Below are 19,805 nucleotides of genomic sequence, written 5' to 3'. Positions count from 1 at the left end.
TGCGCCGACATGATGGTGATCGATGGCCACCCACCGTGTGATGCAGGACACTGGGTTGCAAGACCCGAGATCAACGTCGGGCGCAACGAAGGGTGTGTTCCATGCCGGTGTTCGACGACGGCCAGAAGGCCACAGAGCTGCCCGATTCCTCGGTGGTCGAGACCGACGTTCTCATCGTCGGCTCGGGGCCCGCCGGTGGATCCGCAGCGTTGCTGCTGTCCACTCTCGGGATTCCCAACATCATGATCACCAAGTACCGCTGGACGGCCAACACTCCGCGCGCCCACATCACCAACCAACGAACCATGGAGGTCTTCCGCGACGTCGGTATCGCAGACCAGGTATTGGCCGACGCCACCGAGCACGGGCTCGTCGGCGACACCGTCTTCTGCACCTCGATCGCGGGCGAGGAGATCGGCCGCATCCGCACGTGGGGTACCGGAGCCGACCGAGAAGCGGACTACCAGCTCGCGTCGCCGTGCCTGACCGTCGACATTCCCCAGACGTACCTCGAGCCCATTCTGGTGAGGAACGCGACGATGCGGGGAACCCAGGCCCAGTTCTCCACCGAATACCTTTCGCACGTGCAGGACGCCGACGGGGTCAGTGTCTCGGTGATCGATCGACTCACCGGACACCGCTACACGATCCGTGCCAAGTACCTGATCGGTGCGGACGGAGCGCGGTCCAAGGTGGCCGCGGACATCGACCTTCCGCTCGAAGGCGCAATGGACATCGCCGGGTCGATGAACATCACCTTCAAGGCCGATATCGCCGACAACGTCGGACACCGACCGTCGGTGCTGTACTGGGTGATTCAGCCCGGATCCAATGTCGGTGGCATCGGTGCCGGTTTGGTTCGCATGGTTCGGCCGTGGAACGAGTGGCTCGTGGTCTGGGGATTCGACATCGCACAGCCGCCACCGGTGGTCGACGAGGCCGCCGCCGTCGAGATCGTTCGGAGCCTGCTGGGCATGCCGGAGCTCGACGTCGAGATCACCGGAACATCGTTGTGGGGCAACAACGAAATGTACGCCACGCACCTGCAGAAGGGGCGGGTGTTCTGCGCGGGCGACGCCATACACCGGCACCCGCCGAGCAACGGGCTCGGCTCGAACACCTCGATCCAGGACTCCTACAATCTCGCGTGGAAGATCGCTGCGGTAATCAAGGGCCAGGCGGGTGACGAGTTGCTCGATACCTACTCCGCCGAGCGCGCCCCGGTGGCCGAGCGAATCGTCAAACGCGCCAACCGATCCGGTCGTGAGTTCGCAGACCTGTTTCATGCCCTCGGAGTCACCGACGCCAAGACCGAGGAAGAGATGGTCGAACGCATCGAAGAGCGTAAGGCCAACACGCCTGCGGGCGCGGCGAAGCGGGCCGCGCTGGTGCAGGCCATGGAGATCAAGAACTACGAATTCAACGCCCACGGAGTGGAACTGGGCCAGTTCTACACGTCCACGGCTATCGTTTCGGACGGGGTACTGCCGGAACCGGAACGAGACTCGGACCTGTACTACCAGGTGTCCACCGTGCCCGGATCGCACCTGCCGCACGCCTGGGTGGGCGACCACATGCACAAGCACGCGATGATGGATCTTGCGCCCTACGACCGCTTCACGCTGATCACCGGAGTGGCCGGATCGGATTGGGAGTCGGCGGCGGACAAGATCGGCCACGAGTTGGGCGTATCCGTCGAGGCCGTCGTCATCGGACCCGGACGCGACGTCACCGACCTGTACTTCGATTGGTCTCGGCTCCGTGAAGTGACCGAGAGCGGCGCGTTGCTGGTCCGCCCGGACAAGCACATCTGTTGGCGTGCAAACGAACTCGCGGCAGACCCCGAGGGTGCCCTGCGGCAGGCATTGACGGCGGTCCTGTCGAGATGACCTACGCCTTCGTCTACGAGGCGAACCCGATGCGGGTGCGATTCGGCGCAGGATCGCTGTCGACCGTGGCCGACGAGCTCGACCACCTCGGGCTGCGGCGCGTCCTCGTTCTCTGCTCGCCGAGCCAGAAGGGCACAGCCGAACGCATTGCCTCGACGCTCGGAGACCGATGCGTGGGTGTGCGGGCCGACGCAGTGATGCATGTGCCATCCGAGGTGGCGAAAAGATCCAGCGCCGAGGCTCTTTCGCTCGGTGCCGACGGCTGCATCACCGTCGGGGGCGGATCCTCGATCGGCCTCGGCAAGGCCATCGCCCTGGTGCACGGATTGCCGATCGTGGCCGTTCCCACCACGTACGCCGGATCGGAGATGACCCCGGTGTGGGGTCTGACGACCGACGGGAACAAGGAAACCGGTCGCGACATCAGAGTGCTGCCACGCAGCGTCGTCTACGACCCCGAGCTGACGACCGGTCTTCCTGTCGACATCTCCGTCACGAGTGGAATCAACGCCGTGGCGCACGCCGTCGAAGCGTTGTATGCACCCGACATCAGCCCCATCGTCGCGCTGATGGCCGAGGACGGGGTGCGCGCACTCGCATCGGCGCTACCGGCAATCGTGGCCGATCACCTCGATCCGCAGGCGCGCAGCGATGCCCTTCACGGTGCCTGGTTGTGCGGTGCCGCTCTCGGTGCCACGACGATGTCGTTGCACCACAAGCTGTGTCACTCGCTCGGCGGTACCTTGAACCTGCCGCACGCTCCGACCCACACCGTGGTGTTGCCGCACGTGTTGGCCTTCAATCAGTCGGCGGCACCGGGCGCAGTGGCGGCGCTCTCGCGTGCGCTCCCCGGCTCCGGTGACCCGGCCACCCGGTTGTGGGAGCTCTGTCGCGCACTCGGCGCGCCACGGTCCCTGGCCGAATTGGGTATGAAGGAGAAGGACATCGACCGAATCGCCGACGACGTGACGAGCAGATCGTACGGAAACCCGCGGCCCGTCACCCATGAGGCCGCCACCGCCGTTCTGCACGCAGCGTGGGCGGGCGACCCGCCGACCGACATCGGACAGTGAGAGAGACCATGATCGAGCAGACCATGACCGGACAAGCACAGGACGCCGTCGAAGAACAGTTGGTGGAGAACGTTCTTCGATCGTTCGACGACTGCACCGACCCTCGGTTGAAGCAGGTGATGACCTCGCTGGTGCACCACCTGCACGGGTTCATCCGTGATGTGAGACTGACCGAACAGGAGTGGAACAACGCCATCGGATTCCTGACCGAGGTCGGTCACATCACCGACGACCGCCGTCAGGAGTTCATCCTGCTCTCCGACGTCCTCGGGGCGTCGATGCAGACGATCAACGTGAACAACCCCGCCTACGAGGACGCGACCGAGGCGACAGTGTTCGGCCCGTTCTTCGTCGACGACGCACCGCGTATCGAGAACGGTGGTGATGCATCGGGAGGTGCTGCAGGACAGCCGTGCTGGGTGGAAGGGACCGTGCGCGACACCGCCGGCACGCCGATCCCCGGAGCACGCCTCGAAATCTGGGAAGCGGACGAGGACGGGTTCTACGACGTTCAGTACGACGACGCGCGAGTCGGCGGTCGAGCACATCTTTACACCGACGACGACGGGCGCTATCGATTCTGGGCGTTGACTCCGACTCCGTATCCGATTCCCCACGACGGCCCCGTCGGACGAATGCTCGCTGCGACCGGTCGCTCGCCGATGCGTGCCTCGCACCTGCACTTCATGGCGACGGCACCGGGGATGCGCACGTTGGTGACGCACATCTTCGTCAGCGGCGACGAACTGTTGGACAGCGACACCGTGTTCGGAGTGAAGGAATCCTTGATCAAGGATTTCGTCGAGCAGCCGTCGGGAACACCGACTCCGGACGGTCGCGACCTCGGCGACAGGACCTGGGCCAGAGCCGACTTCGACATCGTGCTCGCACCGGCCGACATGTGAGACCGCCGGCCCGGACTATGGGTCAGTGGCCGACCGAGCGGCCGGCGGTGATGGAATCGACGTACGGAGTCAGCAGTAGTGCAAAATCATCTGCTGCGGAGGCGATATCGGGTGGCGGCTCGGGGATGTAGCTCAATGCCAGACGCACGATTGCCCGACTGATGACGTCTGCCTGACGCGGGCTCGCGCCCACCCACCCGCGTTGGAACGTCTCGGCCAGACGGTCTCCCGCACGCTCGATGAGTACGGCACTGTCGGTGGTGATCAGCCGGAGCAGATCTTCGGGTGCGTCGCCACCGTGCAGCGATCGCACCAGGGGATCGAGCGCACTCAACTGGAAGAACGACGAGAAGCCTTGGCGCAGAGCAGCCGATGCGTCGTTCTCGTGTTGATACAGCGCCGTTTCGCACATCGCGACGAAGAGGTCGGTCAATCTGATGGCGTACCCCTGCGCGACGCCGCGTCGTGAACCGAACTCGTTGTACAGGCTCTGTCTGCTCAGCCCTGCTGCCTTGGCGATGTGGCTCATCGTGACGTTGCGCCAGTTGCGCTCGTTCAACAACTCACGCAACGCATCGAGCGCGGTATCGCGCGCAAGACTGGACGCGGCTTCACGGTATCGACCGGGGGTCGACGTCTGTTCGGCTGCGGGCATGAACACGACTCTATCGAACGACCGCATGTGGTCGATCCAGCCAATCCGCTCCGAGGCGATCCCGATCGACGGGATCTCCGCTGGCGATGAAGGATCTGATCTGCCTGATGTCCTTCGGGAACCCCACACCGATGGCCCCGACGAGCCGGCCGTCACGCAGCGCGCATGCGGTGAAGCGGCGGTCGGCAACAGAGCCGCGAGCCACCACGTACTCGTCGGTCGCACCGGTCCACCCCGCGAACTGAAGGTTGACGCCGTGTTGGGTGGACCAGCCCCACGGGACGTCGAGACTGCCGGGATCCACGCCGATCATCGAGCGGGCAGCCCGGGTGGCCTGATCCAGTGCGCCGTTCCAGTGCTCACTCCGATACGTCCCGCCGAGGATCGTGTTGGGTACCTCTGCCACATCGCCCGCGGCGTAGATGTTCGGTATCGAGGTCCGCATCCCGGCGTCGACCAGAATCCCCGATCCGATCTCGAGGCCCATATCTGCTCCGAGTTCGACGTTGGGCACCGAGCCGACGGAGACCAGCACGGTACCGGCGGACCACGAACGACCGTCCGCTGCGGTCACGAGAAGTGTTCCGTCACGTTGCTCGGCGAGGTCGGTGACGGCGACGTCGGTGTGGAACGCGATGCCGTTGTCTGCGTGCAGGTCGACGTACATCTGCGAGATCGCGGCCGGAGCGATCCGGTTGAGCGGTGCCGCTGCGGCCTCGAGCACCGTCACCTCGGCTCCCAGGGACCGAGCAGCCGCGGCCGCCTCGCATCCGATCAGTCCGCCGCCGATCACCAACAGTGATCGGGTGCGCAGAATGTCGGCGTGCAAGGTCTCGACATCGGCGACACCTCGGAGGGTGAACACGTGGCCCGGAAGATCGAGTTGCCGGGCCCGAGAGCCGGTTGCCAGGAGCAGCGCGTCGTACGGAACCGGGTCGCCGTCGTCGAGCAGCACAGTCGAATCGGTGAGGCCGACAGCCGTGACACCCGAGCGCACGTCGACACCGTCGATCGCCGAGCCGAGCTGCACTTGCTCGATCGACTTGCTTCCGGTCAGCAACTCCTTGGACACCGTCGGTCGGCGGTACGGCGCAGCCCGTTCACTCCCGACCATCGTGATGGATCCGGTGAAACCCTCGGCGCGTAGGGCTTTGGCCGCGGTGTACCCGGTTGCACCCGAACCGATGATCGCGATCGCGTGCGGAACGGACGCACTCACCCGCGCTCGACCTCGACCATCTCGAAATCGACCTTGGCAGCGCCACAATCGGGGCACGACCAGTCGTCGGGAATGTCGTCCCAGCGAGTGCCGGGTTCGATCCCGTCCTCGGGCCACCCCAGTTCCTCGTCGTACTCGAATCCACACTGAACGCAGCGGTAGAGCTTCATGCCTTACTCCTGAAGTCGATTTTCTCGCGGACACCGCAATCGGGGCAGGGCCAGTCGTCGGGTACGTCGGACCATGCTGTGCCGGCCGGAAAGCCCTCGCGCGGAGCGCCGTTGGTCTCGTCGTAGACGAACTCGCACACCGGGCACTCGAAGGCGGCCATCACTTGGCTCCGTGCGCGGCGAGGATCTTCTCCCGCTTGGACGGCTGGATGTTGACCTTCGTGATGTCGCCGTCGTAGTGGTCGAGAACGCGGTGGTCCATGACCTTGCGCCACACGGGTGGGAAGTACGCCAGCGAGATCATGCTCGCGTATCCGCTCGGCAGGTTCGGTGCCCCGTCCATGCTGCGCAGAGTCTGGTAGCGGCGGGTGGGGTTGGCATGGTGATCACTGTGTCGCTGAAGGTGATACAGGAAGATGTTGGTCACGATGTGATCGGAGTTCCAGCTGTGCTCGGGGGTGCATCGCTCGTAGCGGCCGTTCTCCTTCTTCTGCCGCTGCAGGCCGTAGTGCTCGAGGTAGTTGACCGTTTCCAGCAACGAAAAGCCGTAGATCGCCTGAATCACCAGGAACGGCAGCACGATCGGACCGAACACCGCGACGAGCACCGCGTAGAGAACAACGGACATCAGCCACGCGTTCAGTACGTCGTTCCGAATGCTCCACGTGCTCTTGCCCAATCGCTCCATACGCGTCTTCTCGAGCTCCCAGGACGACTTCAGGCTGCCCCAGACGCTACGAGGGAGGAAGGCCCAGAAGCTCTCACCGAACTTCGAACTCGCCGGATCCTCGGGAGTGGCGACGCGAACATGGTGGCCGCGGTTGTGTTCGATGTAGAAGTGGCCGTAGAACGTCTGTGCCAGCGTGATTTTCGACAGCCAGCGTTCCAGACTGTCCTTCTTGTGGCCGAGCTCGTGCGCAGTGTTGATACCGACGCCGCCCATCACACCGATGCTGATGGCCAGACCGATCTTCGAGGCCAGTCCCAGTCCACCGTCGATTCCGAGCCAGGACAAGTTGTCGGCCGACCAGAGGTAGCAGGCGAACACCAAGCTCGCCAACTGGAACGGAATGTAGGCGTATGTGCAGTAGCGGTAGTACTTGTCTTCTTCGAGCGCCTTCATCACCTCGTCGGGTGGGTTGTCGCCGTCGGGACCGAAGAACCGGTCGAGGATCGGGAGCAACCCGTAGACGAGCAGCGCGCCGATCCACCACCAGACCGGGGACACGGCGTTCCAGCCGAGCTGGTTGAAGGCCCAGACCAGGCCGGTGGCCACGAACACCGCTGTGGGCGGGATCAACCCCATCAGCCAGAGGTAACGCTTTCGGTCGTGCCATTCGGCAACCGGCGTCTGCGCCTGGTTGTCGACATTCGATGCGGTCATCGTCACTCCTCGTGTAAGGCCGATCACTATGGATTGGACAATACACCGAATTTGTCATTCCGGTAGACAAATTTCGAGATTTGTACAAATGTTCCGGCTCTGTGGCCGCGACCACAGAGCCACCGTTCGGACAGATTCAGCTGCTACCTTCCGATTCGTTGTGGCCGGTAACAAACGGTCGCAGCGCACGCAGGTCCGTCTGTATCCCGTCGGGGGTACTTCACAACAGGAGTAGCTATGGACGCATTCATCGCCAAGATCATCGTCGACGTCATCCTCGGGCTCATCGGCAGCGGAAGCGCCGAGAGCGGCAGCACCGCAGTGAGCGCAATTCTGGGTTCCTGACCTCGAACGGCTGCGCCGGTGCGATATCGGCGCAGCCGACCCGAGCGTCGTGTCGCGGTGGGAGGACGTCGTTTGTAGTCTTAGCCGCGACGAAAGGGCACCCATCCAGCCATGAGCTACGACAACGACTACCCGTACGGCGACCATCGCAGCTCTCGTAGTCGCCGCAGGCGTCGTCGTTCCAAGAAGAGGACCGGCCGACGCATCCTGCTCGGTTTCGGGGTCGTCGTCGTCGTTGCGCTCGGACTCGGTGCCTGGCTCGCCTACACGGCCAATACCGCTTATACGTACCTCGATCAGGCTCGGGGCTACGCTCAGGCAGCGAAAACTGCTCTGCTGGCAGGGGATACGCAGAAGGCCGAGACCTCCGTGGACGACGCGGTGCGCACCTCGACCCAGGCGAAGGACGCCACCGATTCGGTGATCTGGCAGGCGGCTGCCGCGATTCCGTACGTGGGTCAACCGCTGGACGTCGTCTCGCAGATCACCGACGTCGTCAACGGGCTGACCGTGGATGTGCTGACGCCGTCGGTCGAGGTGGGGGCCACACTCGATCCGAGTCAGCTGCGCGGGCCCGACGGTGCCATCGACATCGCTGCTCTGCGCGCCGCCTCGCCCGCGCTGTCACAGGCCGCGGCCGCAGCGGACGTACTGAACTCGCAGTCCCAGGCCATCGCGGAACCGGAGTTCGTCGCTCAGGTCGGCGACGCTCGAACTCAGCTGCAGGATCAGACGCACGAACTGACGACCCTGTTGACCAACACCGACATCGCCGCCAAGGTGCTCCCCGCGATGCTCGGTGCCGACGGTCCACGCAACTACTTCATGGCCTTTCAGACTCTCTCGGAATCTCGTGGAACCGGTGGACTGATAGGCGGATTCGGCATCGTGCGTGCTGTCGACGGCAAAGTCGCGGTCGACTCGCTCGCCAGCAACGCCGAGCTCCGAATTCCGTACGACCCCATCGATCTCGGTCCGGACTTCTTCAACACCTACGAGAGTCGGTTCCAGCCCACGCAGAATTGGCAGAACAGCAACGTCAGCCCGCACTTCCCGTACGCCGGGCAGATCTGGCAGTCGATGTGGGAGCAGGAAACCGGCGAACGTGTGGACGGTGCCCTGGCCACCGACCCTGTTGCCCTCGGCTACATCCTCGATGTCGTCGGCCCCATCACGATGGGTGACGGCGAGGTGATCGACGGATCGAACGTCGTTCGGATCACGCAGTCCGACGCATACTTCCGCTTCGAGGACGACAACACCGCACGCAAGGCCTATCTCCAGGACATCGCCGCCCGAGTGGTCGCGAAGATGCAGGGCAACATCGGATCGCCCAGCGCGCTGCTCGAAGCACTCGGCAAGGCCACCAGTGAAGGCCACATCGCCGTGTGGAGCGCGGACCCGGCACTGCAAGCGATCCTGGGACCGACCAGGATCGGTCACGAAGTTCCCGACAGCCCCGACCCGTACGCCGCGGTGGTGGTGAACAACGGTGCAGGCGGCAAACTCGACTACTACCTGCAGCGCAAGGTCACCTACTCCGCACAGTCCTGCGACGGCCCGACGCGGACCACCCGCGTGGTCGCCGAGATCACCAACAACGCTGCGCTGCAGGACTACACCACCTACATCGCCGGCAGACAGAACGACTCCACCCGATACGACGGACCCCCGGGAACCAACCGATCGGTGGTCGCGCTGTACGCAACTCAGGGCGCGACCTTGACGAACGCCACCATCAACGGAACTCCTCTGTTTCTGCTGACCGCTGCCGAGCGCGGCCACCCCGTGTTCTACGTGCCGGTCGTCATCGAGCCGGGGCAGACCAAGACCATCGAGTACAACCTCGTCGAACCGACCGTCGCCGGCGAGGCCCAGGCACCGGTTCAGCCGCAATCGGTCCCGGCACCCACCGAAGTGGACTTCCCCGACTGCAACTGATTCCCCGCGTCACCCCTAGGGCAGAATCCCCGGCGTGCGAAGAACTCGACTGTGGATCGCCGGCGCACTCGGGTTGGCGCTCGCCGCCGCGCTCGTGGCAGGACCACTGAGGACGCCGGCGCTGACGATCCACAACGCGCACTGCTTCGGGTGGAGCGTCAACGACACCGGACCACGGTTGGTGACGCTGGGAGACTCGATGGCCCAGGGCAATTCACGTATCGACTGGGGAATTCACGGCAACACGTCGTGGTATTCGTACCTCGTGTGCGGAGACGATGCTCCCGCCGCCGATGGTGCCAACTTGGGAATCAACGGCGCGACCACGACGCAGATCCTCGCCCGAACCGACGAAGCGCTGGCCGCGAACCCGGACATCCTCGTCGTCAACGGCGGCACCAACGACCTCGCCCGATCGGTACCGCTGCCCATGATCATCGAGAACCTACGCGCCATCCTGGACCGGGCACACGACATCGACACGGTTGTGATCGCCACGGTGCCGTCGTCGCGGAAGGTCAGCGCAGACGACCTGAACGACGACATTCGCGCACTGGCCGCCGAGCGCGGCATACCCGTCGCAGAATTCGCGCCACTGCTCGACCGACCCGGAGCCACGTTCGACGGCGTTCACCCCACTGCGAGGACGGCTGCCCGGATGGCAGCGGAGGCAGCGGCGGTGGTCGGAGTTCGGGCGACGTAACAGTCGTCGTGCCGGATGTCGGATGAGCTGCTAAATTCGCCCGATATGCACCGAATGTCGGGGAGGTATTCGGTGGAATCGTAGAAAGCTGGCAGTGAATGATCACACGTCGTCAAGACGCGTGCATCGAAATCTCGTCGACGATGGCCGTTGCGGATCTCGCCCGAACGGTCGTCGACACCGCCGAACGTAGCTTCGGTCGATGGGGTATCGAGTATCTGGGACCGGACGGCACCCGCCTCTGGTTCGGAGTGCACCGTCTCGGATTGGGGAGAAAACGCGAAACGGTGATGCGGTTCATCGTCACCGTCGACGCCGATTTCGATGGCGCACAAGCCCGTTCGCAGATCGAGCAGTTCGTCTGCAACCCGGCATCGGGCACATTCGTGCCCATCGGCCCGCGACAACTGCGGGGGTACCCGACCTATCTCGCGTATCTGCGCGCGATACGGACCGCGGTACTCGATGCGGATCCGGGCGCGCACGTGACGATGGTGCCCGAAGTGCGGACCTGACCGTTCGTGAAGCGGCGACCGACGCGGAATCCAGTCGACGATGAACGCCGAGGTGCGTGATCAGAGGCGGCCCTGTTGGATCGCAACGACGACGAGAGCGATCATCGCAATCGTGAGGATTGCTAAGAGCGCCATATGAATTGGATCGGTCGAACCCGGCGGTCGAACCTCGTTCGGACCCCTTTTCTGGAGCATGTCACAGACTGTAGGTCACATTCTCGGATTGTGCACAGGATGAGTGGTACAAAGCGAGGTCCCGTCCAATTGTTTCGCACATGTGTTCGACAAGGAGTAGAGTCGAGATCGGCGGAGCCGGGAGGGAAGCCCGGCTCCGCCGCCCGAATGTGGACGGTCCGTAGAAGGCCCAGTGAAGTGGACGGTGATCCGATGGACGACGTACTGCGCAAGGTCGAGGAACTGAAGGCGTTGGTCGTCGAGCTCGAGGCCTTGGATCGACAACGCGTCGGGCTGGGGGATCGACTGGTGGATCTGGAGCACTTCTTTCGCCGAGCCGGATGCCCCGAACTGTCTCAGCAGGCCCTCGATGCGTTCGTGGTGACCTACGCAGGTCGCGTGTTCGAATTGGCCGACGGCATGCGCGGATAAGGCCGTGTGAGCAAGTTCCCGACTTCTCGGACCGGGTGGTTTCGTCTGTGGTTGACTTGTTCATCCTCGTCGGGACACTAGGAAAGCTGCTCGATCTGTGAACAGTCTTCGCCAATGGTGGTCGCTTCCGGTCGACTACGGGTGGAACGTTGCGTACGCACGGTCCCAACAAGCACTGCACGTCACCAGAATTCTCATCGGAATCTTCTGCTGGTTCTACGCGGCCGGTGCGGCGATCGCCCTGACCATCCCGGGTCTCGGAGACAGCGGTGCTGCGCGATGGGCACTGTGGTTCACCGTCGCGACGACGCTGCCCCTCGGGTTGGCCTGGCTGATCGGAGGCTGGCCGTCCTGGCCGATGTCGGTCGCCTTCGTGCTCTACGCCGACATCGTGCTCGCCGCAGTTCTTCTGACCGTCGACAAGCCGTCCGAGATGTTGCCGATGGCTGCGCTGTTCACCGTGATGGGCAGTTACGTCGTTGGCTTTCACGGCCCCAAGCTGTTCACCGCTCACCACCTCTTCGCGTTCGTCACCGTCGCCGCGCTCTACACCTCGGCCATGGTGAACGACCCCGAACGTCGATTGCAGACCAATCTCTATCTCGTGATGCTGATCCTGGTGATGTTCTCGGCACCGCTGATCTGCCATTCCTTCCTGATGCTGCTGCGCCGCGACGCCACCGGCGCGTTCTACGACCCGCTCACCGGAATGCAGAACCGACGGGGCTTCGACGCGGCGATCGGCAACCTCGACCTTCGTTCCGGTGCGGATGCGGAACTGGCCGCCGTGGTGATCGACATCGACAACTTCAAAGCAGTGAACGATCGATTCGGTCACGAGCACGGAGACACCGTCATTCGTCTGGCCGCGAGCCGAATCCTCGAACTCTTCCCGACACCGGCAGTGACGGTGCGACTCGGCGGCGAAGAATTTGCGATCGTGTGCCTCGCCGAAGTCGACACGGTGATCGACAGATCCGAGGAATTGCGCAGCCGTTTGAGCGAGTCGACCGACCGTTCCCCGCTCACGGCGTCGATAGGCGTCGCGCATGCGGTTGTCGACGCGCGGGGTGTCGCGGAGGACGTCGATGTGTTGATCAGCCGGGCCGATCGAGCCATGTACCGGGCCAAACGGATCGGTGGCAACCGCGTCGCGGTGTACGACGACGGGGAGCCGTCCGTCCATCCGGTCGAAGAACGACACTGAACGACGGCGTCGACCGAGTTCCGCGATGGAACCGGTCGACGCCGCCGATCGAGGTGTGAACCGCTACGCCACCTCTGCCGCAATCGCGGACCGGGTGCCGACATCGAAGACCGGATCGGTCAGATGCACGTCGAGAGTGTTGCCGGGACCGGCGATGATCGCATTCAGCACCGACGTGAACGCGCCACAGTTCTGGAACTGCGGAATCGTGTACGTCCCCTTCACGTGTGCATCGGCCTGATTGTTCTGGATCAGATCGATGGCATCGAGCGAACCGGACAGGTTGGCGGTGGTCTCGGCGGTGACGCAGTTGCTACCCGCCGGGATCAGGTCGACCGCAGCCGATCCGGCCGACCCGGTGTCGATGCCCAACGGCTTCACCGAATCGATGCGAATCTTGAAGCTCTGCGCGACGTCGAGATCCAACGTCGGTGCCTCGTCCGGTCCGCCGCGGACGATGGTGCCGGACACCGGGGTCGCGTCGACGATCGAGATCGTGAAGTTCGCCAGCGTCGCGGGACCGAGTTTCAGATCGGCCGATGCCTGCGGCAATTCGAGCGACCCGGTCACCGTGCCACCGACCAGATCGACGTCCGTGGCGAGATCGGTGGTGGGAAACACCACCGGTTGGCCGGTCTTGGCGATGACCGTCGTCGTATCTGCCTGAAACGTGATGGGAAGGGTGTCGGCGGCATTGGCCGGGGCGGCGACGAGCGTGCCCAGGGCGATGCTCGATGCCAATGCCGTCATGGTGACGACAGTCTTGTTGCGGATCTTCACGTGTTCTCCTTCTCGGGAACGGTCGATGTGGAACGAGGTAGGACGGGAATCAGGACAGGGTGAAGGCCGGGTCGGGCTGGACCGACAGGCTGTTGACGGTGCAGTTGCCGGACATCGGCTGGTTCGTCGCGGTGAGCGTGTTCGTCATGTTGTCGAAGGACCCGGCCAACGTGGCGGGCCCGCAGTTGTATCCGACCAGCGAGAAGGCCACGTTGGACACCTCCCCGGTGGTGGCGCTGGTGGGAGTGAGGGTCCAGGGCAGGTTCTTCAGCTGGGGCAGGCCGCACAGTCGGTTGGAGCCGCTGATCTGGGCATCGGTGATCGTCGCCGACGAGCCGTCTGCGCTGGTGGTGCCGCTCAGGTTGATGGAGCAGCTCACCGGCAGACCGAACGACGCCGGAGTGCTCACGACGATCGTGCCGGGTGCCGTGAACGCGGTACCAGCAGGGGAAATGGTGGCGGCGCCGGCGCTGGCGGCACCGACTGTCGCACCGGTGATGGCAAGAGCGGCGACTGCGGTGACGAGTGTGCGAGAGCGGGTCGGCGGGTTGAGCGTCATCGATCGATCCTCCAGTCCAAGACGGATCCGGACCCGGTCGTGGCATCCGGTGGCACCGTTGGTTCGGCAGCCGGGAGGGACGTTAGGTTGACGAAACATATGTCGGAAATGGTTTGTTTCAACTCTGTGAGAAGTCACAATCCGGTCGGTATGTTTGTTGTACGCAGTAGTAACTGAATCCGGCTGCTACCCGGAAAGTTCAGCGCAACACCGGCATTCGTCCCATTTTCGCGCCTCGGTCGGGCCTGGCGTTCCTTCGACCTTCACCCCGTGCGTCGTTATCTTTCCGTTATGCAAAGTTATCAAAACGAGACAGTCGTGACCGTCTCGGTGACATCTCCGTCGTCGAGCATGGTCGAAGCGAAAGAAAACACCTCGACCAGGTTTGGAATTACAGTTCACCCCCGCGTGACGGGGGTCGTTTTTTCGTGTCAAACTGAGGTGTGACGTTCGCGCTGGCCGAAGCAGGATCTGCAGTCGACACGGACACGGGAGAGTTGACGGTGCAGCCGTATTTCGCCCCGGTCTGTCGGCTGGACAACGGTGCGCTCGCAGCCATCGAAGTGCAGCTGCGCGGCCCGGAGAACGGTCCCCTCGCATCGGCAGATGCGCTCAAGCGCGCAGCCAGGGCCATGGACGCCAAGCGCGAGCTCGACGCGCTCGCGTGGGGTGTGGCCCGGCTCAACCAATCGGTGCGGCTGCCGATGCTCGTGTCCATGGACGTCGACTCGCTCGCTGCCCTGGATGCAGCCACCGAAGAACAGTTGCGCCGCGACATCGTGGTCGTCACCGAGGCTGCTCTCGTCGACAGCCCGGCGCGCACTCTCGCCGCAATCGACAAAGCTCGACGCGAAGGCAAAGTGGTGGCCGTCGACGACGTCGGTCGCCGGCCGCAGTCGATGACCCTGCTCCCTCTCATCGAGCCGGACGTGATCATCCTCGCCGAATCGATGGTCTCCCGCCGCCCGGATCTGTCGACTGCGCGTACCGCTCACGCCGTCTCGGCTCAGGTCGAACGAACCGGAGCCGTGGTCGTGGCGAGCGGGGTCGACAGTGCGCTGCATCGGACCCGCGCACTCGGACTCGGTGCCACCTACGGGGTGGGAGAGCTGTATCCGGCCGCGCAATCGACGGAGGAGCTACCTTCCGACGCGGCCGAGGTTATGCCTCCGTTCCCGACCTGGAGCACGCCGACCGTCGCCGCCGAATCGCCGTACGCCATTGCCTCCGCAGGCAAGACGGCAACGCGCAGCACCAAGCGACTGCTGGTGGCTATGAGCACTTCGCTCGAGATGCAGGCCGCGGCTGCTGGGCCGGAGACATTGGTACTCGGTACTTTTCAGCGCGCCGAACACTTCACCCCGACCACCCGCAGCCGCTGGGTGTCGATGACCGAGCAGATCTCCTACGCCGGCGTCTACGGCGTAGGCATGGGATACGTGCAAGAGGGCGGCATCGTGCATGCGCCCCTCGACCCGATGGATCCGCTCGTCGAGGAGTGGAACGTCGTGGTTCTCGGCCCGCACTTCTGCGGTGTGCTGGCAGCAATCGACCTACATCGCGGTGAGGTGGACGCCGACCGTCAGTTCGATTACGTGATGTCCTACGACCGCGCGACCGTAGTTCGTTGTGCCCGAGCAATTCTGGCGCGCTTCTGAGCGCTTCTGCCGAGCTCCCGACCGGCTATGTTTCGGGTGGCCGCGTCAGGGCATACGGCACACAAGCGATTGTGTAGTCCGGACTACTCCATCGCCTAGGCCTCGCACGTTGAAAACACAGCGTGCGAGGCCATCTTCTTTCTTCACCGGGCTGTGGCCCACCGAATATGGTCGAGTGCCACTTCGCGCAGCTTGCGATTGGAGCGCTGAGACTGCTCGATGAGCATGTCGAACGCAGCCTCCGGGCCGATGCGATGCATGGCCATCAGGATGCCCTTGGCCTGTTCGATGGGTGCGCGCTTGTCGAGAGCCTTCTGCACATCACTCGGCTCGCCGACGTGAGAAGACTCCCCTGCATCCATGCGCACTATTGTCACCCGAGTTGGAACGCCGCAGGTCAGACACTGGATGACGCGCCGAAAACGCGTCGAAGAGAGTTGTCGCCGTGACCTTGTTCGTAGCGTTCCGTTACCGCGCCGTGATCAGGCTGCAGGGTTGGAAAGTGGCCGCCCGATGAGGAATTCGAGCGTCCGGTACGCGTCGGTACGCCGACCGTTGCTCGCGTTGTCGTGATACGCGGCACCGGCGACGACCACTCCCACCGGAATGCGACCCGACTCGATGTCGCGAGCCGTCTGCTCGGCGCACTCACGCAGCACCGGGCAGTCAGCGCACAGACGCCACGCCCGCTCTGCTCGCTTACGTCCGTGGCGGGGAAGTTGCTGCGAGTCGTATGCATCCATGTCGTCGATGCACGCACCCTTGAGGCGCCAGACCTGGTCATCCGTCATCGTCGTGATCCGTTTCGCGTCGTGCCGATCGTTCCACGAGCTCTGTTCCCCGTCCTGATCAACTCGAAACACCCAAATGCCTTGCGCCGCCGCAGGCCCGCCGGGGTCAGGCCGGACGACGAGCGGCGACCCGCGATGCGGCGGCCGCCGCCGCGATGGTCATCAGTGCACCGAGCACGATGGCAGGGCCCTCCCCGGGAGCCAGCACGCCGCTCTGCGTGCCGAGTGTCACGGCCGAGACCGGAACTCCCATCTGGGCTGCCGCGAGTATCCCGAGCCCGGCGGGCTGGCCCGTCAGACGCATCGCACCGTGCGCGGCGATGGCTCCCAATCCCAACACGAGCCCCAGCGCGATCATGTTCGGGTGACTGCCGAGGGCGCGCAGATCGAGGGATGCACCGAGCCAGACGAAATACAGTGGCCCCAGAAAACCTTCGGTGATGGCAAACAGTTGTTTCGCAAGTCGTCGCGGTTCTCCGATGGCAGCGACGGCCAGCCCGAAGCCGAAGCCGGCCAGCATCACCGATGCGTGGGTGTGGACCGCGAGGGCCGCGAGGCCGAACAGCAGAATCAGGTTGAGGCGCAGTTCGAGCGCGAGTTTGCGTTGGGCAGACACATGATGCACGCGACGGCGCAGTCCCGAGGCGTCGAAGTGGCGCAGGACGACAAAGATCACGGCGGCGGCGATCAGGACCGTCGCCGATCCGAGTGCGGCGGGACCGGCCTGCCGTGGATCGATCACGAGAGGCAGCGCGACGATACAGACCGCGTCCGCCAGCGCGATCTGCGGCAGGAGGGCCATCAGACCGGGTGCGGTCATCGTGGTGGACTCGACGATCGGCATGATGACAGCGGCCGAGGACGATGCCTCAACACCGCGTACAGGCCGAGGTGAGGTGGATCGAACGCGGCGGAGACGGCCCAGCCGAGCACGGTTGCCAGCAGCCCGACGGTCACCGCCCGCGCAGTACCGACCCCGAGACCGATGCGCAGTCGCGGGTCGCGAATCGGTATCTGACTGCCGGCCACGAACATGACGAGCGCAAACCCCACCTGTGCCAGGAAGCTCAGCGTCTGCTCGCTGGGGTCGACGATGCCGAAGCCTGTGTGGCCGAGAGCAATTCCGGCGACGAGTTCGCCGACGACGACGGGTATCCGAAGCCCGCGCGGAAGCGCCAGCAGTGGGCCGAGCAATCCCACTGCGGCACACAGGGCGAGCGTCTCGAAGGTCATACGCCCGCTCCGACCTCAAGCAGAGTTCAGAAGGGGTCGTCGACTCGACGGCAGCGCCGACGCCACGAGGTCGCGAGGGTGCAGCGCGCCCTGCTCGTCCATCATCACCTGTATTCGAAGATCGACCACGCGTAATTGTGCAGCCAACGGTCTACACATGAGCGCACGCTCGTAGTCCGCACTCGCGGAACAGAATTCGGTGCCGGTACCGATCATGTCATCGCCTCCTCGAACGTGGGAGCTTCGTGTCGACGAGTTCAAGGACGACGGTCCTGAGCGTACGACTACACACGCGATGTGCCATCGGCACAAAGGCCTTTTTTTCGAGGACGCTCGGCCCTCCTCGTGGTGACCGGCCGCGTCGCCGGGCTTCGACGGCGCTACCGCGAGCGATGGTCGCGGGCCTGTAGAAAGTGTTGCCAATCTCTGTCCCACTGCCGCATTCGTGAACGTTCGCCGGCTTTGGTGGTGAGATCGACCAGACCGCCGATGACGAGGGCACCGAGGAACCATACGAACACGGCCGTGGCAGCTCCGTTGACGACGGCACCGGCAGCAGTGGCGGGAGCGCGCACCAGATTCCCGTCCGCATCACGCCAGATCGGAGTCGTGTCACCGACTCGCAATGCCGACGGTACGTCGGTTGCCCCGGAGCGCAGCGAGCCGTCCGGCGCGCTCCACTGCACGGTCGCGGTACCGGCCACGGTCGTCACGCCGTCGGTATCGGACCGAGCGGATTTCGTGGCGTCGATGACACGGGCGTCGACTCGAACATATTCTGCGCGTTGCTGTTGCGAGCGCAGCGACAGGTCGCTGTAGGTCACCGAACCGATCGTCGCTGCCACAGGGATGAGCAACAGAAGCACCGCGATCCCGACGGCGACTGCCGCTCGTTCGATCCTGCCCGGCAGCCGCATCAGTGGATTGGAAATCCATGGACTGTGTCGCCACGATCGGTGCGCGAGTTTCGAGAACATGGCCGCCACCTACTCCCACCCGAAGTGCATTCGTCTCCTACGAGTGTCCGGCGTCGAGCAGTGGATCCGTAAGGGCACAAGGTCCCGATGAGGCGGGGGTCGTCGGCTGATCGAGGGCTCAACGCACCACGAGAATCGGACAGCACGATGCGTGCACGAGAGACTGTCCGACCGACCCGGTACGCGGACCCGTCCGTGGTCCGTGGGTGCGGCTGCCGATCACGAGAAGGTGTGCGGTAGCCGATGCGCGTCGTAGCTCGTGCTGCGCCGATGCGTCGAGCAGGTGCAGATGCACGTCTACGGTGGAATGCGCGGACGCAGCAGCATCGACGCGACCTTCCAGCCACTCCAGCCCTCGGATCTGTTGCAGCTCGATGTCGTTCGTGACGGGCCTACTGTGGGGCGATCCGACGTGCAGCGCGGTGAGGGGGACTTCGAGCGCATCGGCGAACCAGAAGGCCGCCTCGATCGCCCGGGTGCAGGAGTCCGAGTGATCCACGCCGACGACAACCGGAGAGGTCGGCGTGAGGTCTGCGTGCTGGGGGCGCCACACCAGGACGGGGCACGTCGATTCTGCAACGATACGAGTTGCGTTGCGGCCGAACAGCACATCGCGGATCGGACCCGATTCACGGCCTCCGATGACAATCAGGTCGGCGGTGTGCGACAGCGCGCCGAGAACGGGGGCGATCGGGTCGTCCGTCAGAATCGAATCGATTGCGATGCGGGGATCGAGACCGACGAGTTCACGGCGAGCCGATCGAAGAAGGCGTCGACCGTGCAGTCGCTCCAACGACCGGGTCGATTCGCGGGGTGTGAGTGCGTGCACGAGCCGAATGCGTGCCCCGGTGACCGAGGCCAGACCCGCTGCCCAGGACAGTGCGTCGCGGGACGTCGGGGTGCCGTCGAGCGCGACGACGATGTCACCCCAGTCTTTCTTCGCCCAGAAGCCGGGAGCGACCGGGGTTCGGGTGGGCTGGGGTCGCGGCTCCGCGCTCACCATGATCGCTCTGCCATGGGCGGCAGGGTGCGGCGAATCTCGGCCGCGACGACTGTGGGGGTCAGATCGGGGAACCTCGCGGCGAGCATCGAGGCAAGCGACGTCGATTCGTCGTTCACCAGCCGAGTGGTCGGTCCTGCGTCGGTGATGGTCATGAAGATCGGCTACCTCGCGGTCCCGGAGACGGAGTGCTCC

The 19,805-nt window shown here is 64.4% G+C and carries 22 protein-coding genes and 1 pseudogene; 9 read left to right on the top strand and 14 right to left on the bottom strand.

Annotated features, from left to right (window positions below; translation table 11 throughout):
- The first annotated feature begins 101 nt into the window (after positions 1-101).
- Genes CH306_RS05310 through CH306_RS05300 form a run of 3 tightly spaced genes read left to right on the top strand, consistent with a single transcriptional unit; the run spans position 102 to position 3,867 of the window.
- Positions 102-1,889 (top strand): FAD-dependent oxidoreductase, encoded by a 1,788-nt coding sequence (locus tag CH306_RS05310; RefSeq protein WP_094645897.1) that lies wholly within the window; start codon positions 102-104, stop codon positions 1,887-1,889.
- Positions 1,886-2,962: a maleylacetate reductase gene (locus CH306_RS05305; RefSeq protein ID WP_094645896.1), complete on the top strand. Its 1,077-nt coding sequence runs from the start codon at positions 1,886-1,888 to the stop codon at positions 2,960-2,962. The genes CH306_RS05310 and CH306_RS05305 overlap by 4 nt, the downstream gene beginning before the upstream one ends.
- Positions 2,963-2,970: 8 nt before the next feature.
- Positions 2,971-3,867: a dioxygenase family protein gene (locus tag CH306_RS05300; protein WP_094645895.1), complete on the top strand. Its 897-nt coding sequence runs from the start codon at positions 2,971-2,973 to the stop codon at positions 3,865-3,867.
- Positions 3,868-3,889: 22 nt separating this feature from the next.
- On the opposite strand, the gene CH306_RS05295 is transcribed toward CH306_RS05300, so the two are convergent.
- The 5 genes from CH306_RS05295 to CH306_RS05275 are packed head-to-tail and all read right to left on the bottom strand — an operon-like array spanning position 3,890 to position 7,295.
- Positions 3,890-4,522, bottom strand: coding sequence for a TetR family transcriptional regulator (locus CH306_RS05295; RefSeq protein ID WP_032396395.1), 633 nt, complete (start codon positions 4,520-4,522; stop codon positions 3,890-3,892).
- A gap of 10 nt (positions 4,523-4,532) precedes the next feature.
- Positions 4,533-5,741, bottom strand: a complete 1,209-nt coding sequence (locus CH306_RS05290) for an NAD(P)/FAD-dependent oxidoreductase (RefSeq protein WP_179273001.1) — start codon at positions 5,739-5,741, stop codon at positions 4,533-4,535.
- Positions 5,738-5,911 (bottom strand): rubredoxin, encoded by a 174-nt coding sequence (locus CH306_RS05285; RefSeq protein ID WP_032396132.1) that lies wholly within the window; start codon positions 5,909-5,911, stop codon positions 5,738-5,740. Before CH306_RS05285 ends, CH306_RS05290 begins: the two co-directional genes overlap by 4 nt.
- The gene (locus CH306_RS05280) at positions 5,908-6,072 is read right to left on the bottom strand and encodes a rubredoxin (RefSeq protein WP_032396131.1); all 165 of its coding nucleotides are present in this window, start codon (positions 6,070-6,072) and stop codon (positions 5,908-5,910) included. The genes CH306_RS05285 and CH306_RS05280 overlap by 4 nt, the downstream gene beginning before the upstream one ends.
- A complete protein-coding gene (locus tag CH306_RS05275) occupies positions 6,072-7,295 on the bottom strand; it encodes an alkane 1-monooxygenase (protein WP_045200419.1) in 1,224 nt (407 codons plus the stop codon). Before CH306_RS05275 ends, CH306_RS05280 begins: the two co-directional genes overlap by 1 nt.
- Before the next feature lie 456 nt (positions 7,296-7,751).
- Between CH306_RS05275 and CH306_RS05270 the strand changes: the two genes are divergently transcribed.
- The 5 genes from CH306_RS05270 to CH306_RS05250 all read left to right on the top strand — a co-directional run bounded on the left by CH306_RS05270 (position 7,752) and on the right by CH306_RS05250 (position 12,612).
- Positions 7,752-9,581 carry a DUF4012 domain-containing protein gene (locus CH306_RS05270; RefSeq protein ID WP_256981042.1) on the top strand — a complete coding sequence of 610 codons (1,830 nt, stop codon included), beginning with the start codon at positions 7,752-7,754 and terminating at the stop codon, positions 9,579-9,581.
- Positions 9,582-9,615: 34 nt separating this feature from the next.
- Positions 9,616-10,284 (top strand): SGNH/GDSL hydrolase family protein, encoded by a 669-nt coding sequence (locus CH306_RS05265; RefSeq protein WP_179273002.1) that lies wholly within the window; start codon positions 9,616-9,618, stop codon positions 10,282-10,284.
- Between the two features lie 98 nt (positions 10,285-10,382).
- Complete coding sequence (locus CH306_RS05260; protein ID WP_094645892.1) at positions 10,383-10,799, top strand: hypothetical protein; 417 nt, start codon at positions 10,383-10,385, stop codon at positions 10,797-10,799.
- A 387-nt stretch (positions 10,800-11,186) separates the two neighbouring features.
- Positions 11,187-11,405, top strand: coding sequence for a hypothetical protein (locus CH306_RS05255; protein ID WP_032396392.1), 219 nt, complete (start codon positions 11,187-11,189; stop codon positions 11,403-11,405).
- Positions 11,406-11,502: 97 nt separating this feature from the next.
- Positions 11,503-12,612, top strand: a complete 1,110-nt coding sequence (locus CH306_RS05250) for a GGDEF domain-containing protein (protein ID WP_094645891.1) — start codon at positions 11,503-11,505, stop codon at positions 12,610-12,612.
- A 63-nt stretch (positions 12,613-12,675) separates the two neighbouring features.
- On the opposite strand, the gene CH306_RS05245 is transcribed toward CH306_RS05250, so the two are convergent.
- The gene (locus CH306_RS05245; protein WP_032396128.1) at positions 12,676-13,392 is read right to left on the bottom strand and encodes a hypothetical protein; all 717 of its coding nucleotides are present in this window, start codon (positions 13,390-13,392) and stop codon (positions 12,676-12,678) included.
- 49 nt (positions 13,393-13,441) lie between these two features.
- Positions 13,442-13,951 carry an alkane oxidation protein activator PraA gene (praA, locus tag CH306_RS05240; protein ID WP_032396127.1) on the bottom strand — a complete coding sequence of 170 codons (510 nt, stop codon included), beginning with the start codon at positions 13,949-13,951 and terminating at the stop codon, positions 13,442-13,444.
- 443 nt (positions 13,952-14,394) lie between these two features.
- On the opposite strand from praA, the gene CH306_RS05235 reads away from it, so the two are divergent.
- Positions 14,395-15,609: an EAL domain-containing protein gene (locus tag CH306_RS05235; protein WP_094630238.1), complete on the top strand. Its 1,215-nt coding sequence runs from the start codon at positions 14,395-14,397 to the stop codon at positions 15,607-15,609.
- A 143-nt stretch (positions 15,610-15,752) separates the two neighbouring features.
- Here the strand turns inward: CH306_RS05235 and CH306_RS05230 are convergent, their stop codons facing one another.
- The 7 genes and pseudogenes from CH306_RS05230 to CH306_RS28980 form a co-directional block, all read right to left on the bottom strand.
- Positions 15,753-15,971 carry an ANTAR domain-containing protein gene (locus CH306_RS05230; RefSeq protein ID WP_045196967.1) on the bottom strand — a complete coding sequence of 73 codons (219 nt, stop codon included), beginning with the start codon at positions 15,969-15,971 and terminating at the stop codon, positions 15,753-15,755.
- A gap of 120 nt (positions 15,972-16,091) precedes the next feature.
- Positions 16,092-16,400 (bottom strand): WhiB family transcriptional regulator, encoded by a 309-nt coding sequence (locus tag CH306_RS05225; protein WP_094630240.1) that lies wholly within the window; start codon positions 16,398-16,400, stop codon positions 16,092-16,094.
- 106 nt (positions 16,401-16,506) lie between these two features.
- Positions 16,507-17,633 (bottom strand): annotated as a pseudogene (locus CH306_RS05220) (cation:proton antiporter).
- A 15-nt stretch (positions 17,634-17,648) separates the two neighbouring features.
- On the bottom strand, positions 17,649-17,849 hold the full coding sequence (locus CH306_RS05215; RefSeq protein WP_094645889.1) for a hypothetical protein: 201 nt from the start codon (positions 17,847-17,849) through the stop codon (positions 17,649-17,651).
- Between the two features lie 164 nt (positions 17,850-18,013).
- On the bottom strand, positions 18,014-18,610 hold the full coding sequence (locus CH306_RS05210; RefSeq protein WP_094645888.1) for an Rv1733c family protein: 597 nt from the start codon (positions 18,608-18,610) through the stop codon (positions 18,014-18,016).
- 118 nt (positions 18,611-18,728) lie between these two features.
- The gene (locus CH306_RS05205; protein ID WP_094630244.1) at positions 18,729-19,613 is read right to left on the bottom strand and encodes a universal stress protein; all 885 of its coding nucleotides are present in this window, start codon (positions 19,611-19,613) and stop codon (positions 18,729-18,731) included.
- Positions 19,607-19,765 (bottom strand): hypothetical protein, encoded by a 159-nt coding sequence (locus tag CH306_RS28980; protein WP_176459108.1) that lies wholly within the window; start codon positions 19,763-19,765, stop codon positions 19,607-19,609. Before CH306_RS28980 ends, CH306_RS05205 begins: the two co-directional genes overlap by 7 nt.
- Positions 19,766-19,805: the final 40 nt, after the last annotated feature.

Origin of the sequence: Rhodococcus sp. 15-725-2-2b, assembly GCF_002259075.1 — a bacterium.
Lineage (GTDB): Bacteria > Actinomycetota > Actinomycetes > Mycobacteriales > Mycobacteriaceae > Rhodococcoides.
The sequence above is the reverse complement of the archived record's forward strand: the minus strand, read 5'-3'. Positions and strand labels throughout refer to the sequence as shown.

Bases quoted from the DNA above. Each gene is read 5' to 3' on its own strand.
- CH306_RS05310 (WP_094645897.1), top strand. From the start codon at position 102: ATGCCGGTGTTCGACGACGGCCAGAAGGCCACAGAGCTGCCCGATTCC.
- CH306_RS05305 (WP_094645896.1), top strand. From the start codon at position 1,886: ATGACCTACGCCTTCGTCTACGAGGCGAACCCGATGCGGGTGCGATTC.
- CH306_RS05300 (WP_094645895.1), top strand. From the start codon at position 2,971: ATGATCGAGCAGACCATGACCGGACAAGCACAGGACGCCGTCGAAGAA.
- CH306_RS05295 (WP_032396395.1), bottom strand. From the start codon at position 4,522: ATGCCCGCAGCCGAACAGACGTCGACCCCCGGTCGATACCGTGAAGCC.
- CH306_RS05285 (WP_032396132.1), bottom strand. From the start codon at position 5,911: ATGAAGCTCTACCGCTGCGTTCAGTGTGGATTCGAGTACGACGAGGAA.
- CH306_RS05280 (WP_032396131.1), bottom strand. From the start codon at position 6,072: ATGGCCGCCTTCGAGTGCCCGGTGTGCGAGTTCGTCTACGACGAGACC.
- CH306_RS05275 (WP_045200419.1), bottom strand. From the start codon at position 7,295: ATGACCGCATCGAATGTCGACAACCAGGCGCAGACGCCGGTTGCCGAA.
- CH306_RS05270 (WP_256981042.1), top strand. From the start codon at position 7,752: ATGAGCTACGACAACGACTACCCGTACGGCGACCATCGCAGCTCTCGT.
- CH306_RS05260 (WP_094645892.1), top strand. From the start codon at position 10,383: ATGATCACACGTCGTCAAGACGCGTGCATCGAAATCTCGTCGACGATG.
- CH306_RS05255 (WP_032396392.1), top strand. From the start codon at position 11,187: ATGGACGACGTACTGCGCAAGGTCGAGGAACTGAAGGCGTTGGTCGTC.
- praA (WP_032396127.1), bottom strand. From the start codon at position 13,951: ATGACGCTCAACCCGCCGACCCGCTCTCGCACACTCGTCACCGCAGTC.
- CH306_RS05230 (WP_045196967.1), bottom strand. From the start codon at position 15,971: ATGGATGCAGGGGAGTCTTCTCACGTCGGCGAGCCGAGTGATGTGCAG.
- CH306_RS05225 (WP_094630240.1), bottom strand. From the start codon at position 16,400: ATGACGGATGACCAGGTCTGGCGCCTCAAGGGTGCGTGCATCGACGAC.
- CH306_RS05215 (WP_094645889.1), bottom strand. From the start codon at position 17,849: ATGATCGGTACCGGCACCGAATTCTGTTCCGCGAGTGCGGACTACGAG.
- CH306_RS05210 (WP_094645888.1), bottom strand. From the start codon at position 18,610: ATGTTCTCGAAACTCGCGCACCGATCGTGGCGACACAGTCCATGGATT.
- CH306_RS05205 (WP_094630244.1), bottom strand. From the start codon at position 19,613: ATGGTGAGCGCGGAGCCGCGACCCCAGCCCACCCGAACCCCGGTCGCT.
- CH306_RS28980 (WP_176459108.1), bottom strand. From the start codon at position 19,765: ATGACCATCACCGACGCAGGACCGACCACTCGGCTGGTGAACGACGAA.